Consider the following 4,283-nt stretch of genomic DNA (forward strand, 5'->3'; position numbering starts at 1 on the left):
ATTATGAAGTGGGGTGGTGGGGTGATGGGGTGATGGGGAGAATAGATAAAAGCAATCTCCTCAATTCTGAATACTGAATACTGACGGCTGATATCTAAAAATCTGACGTATTAAGTAGGGAGGCGCAATTATTTATAGGATGGGTTAGCGGTAGCGTAACATGATCGGGCGTTGGGCTTCATGCTGAAAATAGTTAAAACCCTACACCCTACACCCTACACCCCACACCCTGCCCCCACCGAAAACCTTTTGCCGCAAACCCTACTTATATAATTGCATAACTTCGCTTAAAGGTAAACGGGAACGAACACCGATAGAAAGGTCAGAAAAATGACCAAGATCATAATGATCAACGGCAGCGCGAGCAATCATAGCGGCGTTATCGGTACAGAGTTTAAGCGGCGGAAAATAGACGGTTAAATGATGATTTTTGGCGGCAGTTTCCAGATGATTTCTTAAGGCACTATTGGCCGCAACTCCTCCCCCGATCGCGATAGTTTTTAAGCCATAATCTAAGGCACAATTGATTGTCCGACGGGTTAAACTTCTGGCTACCGTATCTTGAAAACTAGCGGCTATGTCAGCTACAGGTAAATTATCTGGCTCGAATTTCTCTACTAAGCGCAAAACAGCAGTTTTTAAACCACTAAAACTGGAATCGTAGGCATGAAAACCGCCGGTTGGTAAAGATATTTTACCCTCAGGCAAGGGAAAAGCTTGCGGATTACCATCTTTAGCCATGCGATCGATTATCGGACCTCCGGGATAACTTAAGTTTAATAATCGTGCCACTTTATCAAAAGCTTCTCCGGCTGCATCATCTCTAGTGGTTCCTAATTGTTGATATTTACCGCAGGCCTGCACATGGATTAAACTGGTATGACCCCCAGAGACTAAAAGAGATAAAAAAGGAGGTTTAAGATCAGATTCAGCGAGATAGGAAGCATAGATATGACCTTCGAGATGATGAATGCCGATAAAGGGTTTATCGTGGACAATAGCGAGGGTTTTGGCTGCCGTCATTCCCACCATTAAAGCACCTACTAAACCGGGAGCAACTGTGGCGGCTATTCCATCAATTTCTGACCAAGTTAAACCCGTTTCTTGCCAAGCTTTTTCTAGACAAAAATTAATGGTTTCTAGGTGTTGTCGGGAGGCCATTTCCGGCACAACACCGCCATAGAGACGATGGAGATCAATTTGAGAAGAAACCACACTACTCAACACCAGGTTATTGTTAACAATAGCCACAGCCGTTTCATCGCAACTGGTTTCGATCGCTAAGATAATTGTCATGATTTAATCAGTAAATCGTCAGACACCCCCCTTACCAAGGGGGGATTAAGGGGGGATCCATCTTTAATTTAATTATAACCACTTACTTAATTTTGCTTAGGTACTTAATTAAAATTAAAGTTATCGTTCAGCAATTTCCATAGCCACCACCGCCGGGAGTTTCAATAATAAAAATATCACCGGGGTTCACTTCTACAGTCGCAGTACCGGGCAATTCTTCGATAGTTCCATCGTTTCTTTCCACGGCATTACGTCCTATTTTACCAGCTTTTCCTCCCGCTAGTCCAAAGGGGGGAATCAGGCGATTACCCGACAGAATATTAGCAGTCATAGCCTCTTGAAATTTAATTCTTCTAATTACACCATCACCTCCAGAATATTGTCCCTTGCCGCCACTATCGGGGCGAATGCTAAAACTTTCTACTAACACAGGATAGCGCATTTCTAATACTTCCGGATCGGTGAGACGGGAATTAGTCATCTGGGTTTGTACGGCAGCAGTTCCCGCAAAATTTGCCCCCGCACCAGAACCGCCACAAATAGTCTCATAATATTGATATTCTTGATTGCCAAAAGTGAAATTATTCATCGTACCTTGGCTGGCTGCTTGAATGCCTAAAGCACCGTATAAAGTATTAACTATTGCCTGGGAAGTTTCCACATTTCCCGCTACTACGGCCGCTGGATAAACGGGATTAAGAAAACAGCCAGATGGGATAATTAAATGGAGGGGTTTGAAACAGCCAGCATTTAAAGGGATTGCCTCCTCCACAAGGGTACGAAAAACGTATAAAACCGCCGCTCTTGTCACTGCTAGGGGTGCATTAAAATTATTATTTAACTGGTCAGATGTGCCAGTAAAATCGATGGTTGCTTGACAATTATCAATATCTATGCTAATTCTGACCTTGATGACAGCACCGTTATCCAGATAATAAGTAAATTCACCATCTTTCAGGACAGATATAGCTTTTCTCACCGCTAATTCCGCATTATCTTGAACGAACTGTTGATAGGCTTTAACCATAGCTAATCCGTAGCGCTCAACCATATTATGTAATTCTCTTTCCCCCTTGGCATTAGCGGCTATTTGTGCCTGAAAATCGGCAATATTTTGGGCGATATTGCGTGCAGGAAAAGGACTATTAGTTAAGTGATTAATTAATTCTTGTTCCCGAAACTGTCCCGCCGCTACCAGCAAAAAATTATCGAATAAAATTCCTTCTTCGCTAATATGGACAGAATGGGGAGGCATAGAACCGGGGGTAATTCCACCGATATCAGCTTGATGTCCCCGGGAGGCAAGATAAAATAATATTTCCTGATTTTGGCGGTCAAAAATAGGACTAATTACTGTGACATCCGGCAGGTGAGTACCGCCATTATAAGGATTATTAGCCAGATAAACATTCCCTGGACGAATCGTCTCACCTTTATCCTGAATTAAGCTTTTGACACTATCGGACATAGAACCTAAATGGACGGGAATATGAGGAGCATTGGCGATTAAATTTCCTACCTCATCAAAGATAGCACAGGAGAAGTCTAGGCGCTCTTTAATATTGACACTTGCCGCCGTATTTTGCAGAGTAATCCCCATTTCTTCGGCAATAAATTGATAGAGATTTTTAAAGATTTCTAGATAAATAGGATCGGCAACGGTAGTTATTTCTGTGCGGTGAGAATTGAGAGGGGACATAGGAAAGTCAGTTATCAGTTATCAGTTATCAGTTATCAGTTATCAGTTATCAGTTATCAGTTATCAGTTAGCTGTCTATTGTCTTTTTTCTCCTCCTGTCTCGGAGTTTACCGTCTGCTCACCCAAGAGAAGATTTTTGATTTTTGCAGGAGATCTAGTTACCAGTGATCACTGGCTGTTCACTGTTCACCGATCACTGTTCACTGATAGGGGCTGACTGATATATAATCGCAGTCAGTACCAGAGGGTGAATTATGGATAAAACCAGCTTGATCGATAAAGTGCAACAAATGGCCAATAAACGGGATTATTTACTGCAATTGCGCGATAAACCCGACATTGGGGGTCTGAGATTAGACGTTAATCAAGCTCTTGAGGAGTTGGATGAATTACTCGATGAGTTTCAAGCAACTTTTCCCGAAGAAAAACTTAGTTAACTATCCGACCCGACGGAATTGAGATTTGTCCGATTGTGCTAATTTTCCCAAGTCATCGATCGCTTTGATCAGATCTTGGGAAGATATATCTTTAGGGCAGTATAGATCAAAGGCTGTAGTTTGATTATTTTTTTCCATTAGAAGATTTGCCAAGGAACTATAGGCGATAATGCGGACATAAGGGTCGAATTGTTTGATCTGAATAGCGGCGCTCTGTCCATTTAAGACAGGCATCCGTACATCTAAAATAATTACATCTGGTTGATAAATTTTCGCCAAGGCGATCGCCTGTTGACCATTAACCGCAATTCCCACCACCTGACGATGCGGCTGCTGGGAAATTAAGGTCTTGAGGACTAAAGAAGTTAGCTCGTGATCGTCGGCAATCAAGACTTTAATTGTCTCTCTCGGCTTCATCGAAAATTTGGGTCTGAAACCCCGTCGTTCTACGACGGCTTTACTGTTAAATATTAGCACATTTACGAAATATATGCTAAAATGTGAGACATGGAAAAAGCCTATTCGTTTCGATTTTACCCCACACCAACACAAGAGTCGCTATTGCGGCGCACATTGGGCTGTGTAAGATTAGTTTACAACAAAGCTCTCCATGTCAGAACACAAGCATGGTACGAAAAGCAAGAAAGAGTAGGCTACGCTCAAACTTCTTCAATGTTGACCGATTGGAAAAAACAAGAAGAATTAGACTTTCTCAATGAAGTAAGCTGTGTACCCTTACAACAAGGGTTAAGACATTTACAAACAGCTTTCACTAATTTCTTTGCTGGTCGTACTAAGTATCCTAACTTTAAGAAAAAACATCAAGGAGGAAGTGCCGAATTTACCAAATC

5 protein-coding genes are annotated in these 4,283 nt (G+C 42.0%); 2 read left to right on the top strand and 3 right to left on the bottom strand.

Annotation, left to right across the window (positions count from 1 at the left end; genetic code table 11):
* Positions 1–261: 261 nt before the first annotated feature.
* A complete protein-coding gene (gene tsaD / locus PX481_RS24575; protein WP_288055518.1) occupies positions 262–1,296 on the bottom strand; it encodes a tRNA (adenosine(37)-N6)-threonylcarbamoyltransferase complex transferase subunit TsaD in 1,035 nt (344 codons plus the stop codon).
* Positions 1,297–1,423: 127 nt separating this feature from the next.
* A complete protein-coding gene (locus PX481_RS24580) occupies positions 1,424–2,995 on the bottom strand; it encodes a hydantoinase B/oxoprolinase family protein (protein ID WP_002763847.1) in 1,572 nt (523 codons plus the stop codon).
* A gap of 254 nt (positions 2,996–3,249) precedes the next feature.
* Between PX481_RS24580 and PX481_RS24585 the strand changes: the two genes are divergently transcribed.
* A complete protein-coding gene (locus tag PX481_RS24585) occupies positions 3,250–3,432 on the top strand; it encodes a hypothetical protein (RefSeq protein WP_002763844.1) in 183 nt (60 codons plus the stop codon).
* Here the strand turns inward: PX481_RS24585 and PX481_RS24590 are convergent, their stop codons facing one another.
* Complete coding sequence (locus tag PX481_RS24590) at positions 3,433–3,849, bottom strand: response regulator (protein WP_002763842.1); 417 nt, start codon at positions 3,847–3,849, stop codon at positions 3,433–3,435.
* 90 nt (positions 3,850–3,939) lie between these two features.
* Here PX481_RS24590 and PX481_RS24595 point away from each other — a divergent pair.
* Positions 3,940–4,283 (top strand): RNA-guided endonuclease InsQ/TnpB family protein (locus tag PX481_RS24595; protein WP_288096562.1); only part of this gene is annotated, 344 nt, incomplete at its 3' end.

It is taken from the genome of Microcystis sp. M53603_WE2 (assembly GCF_030065435.1).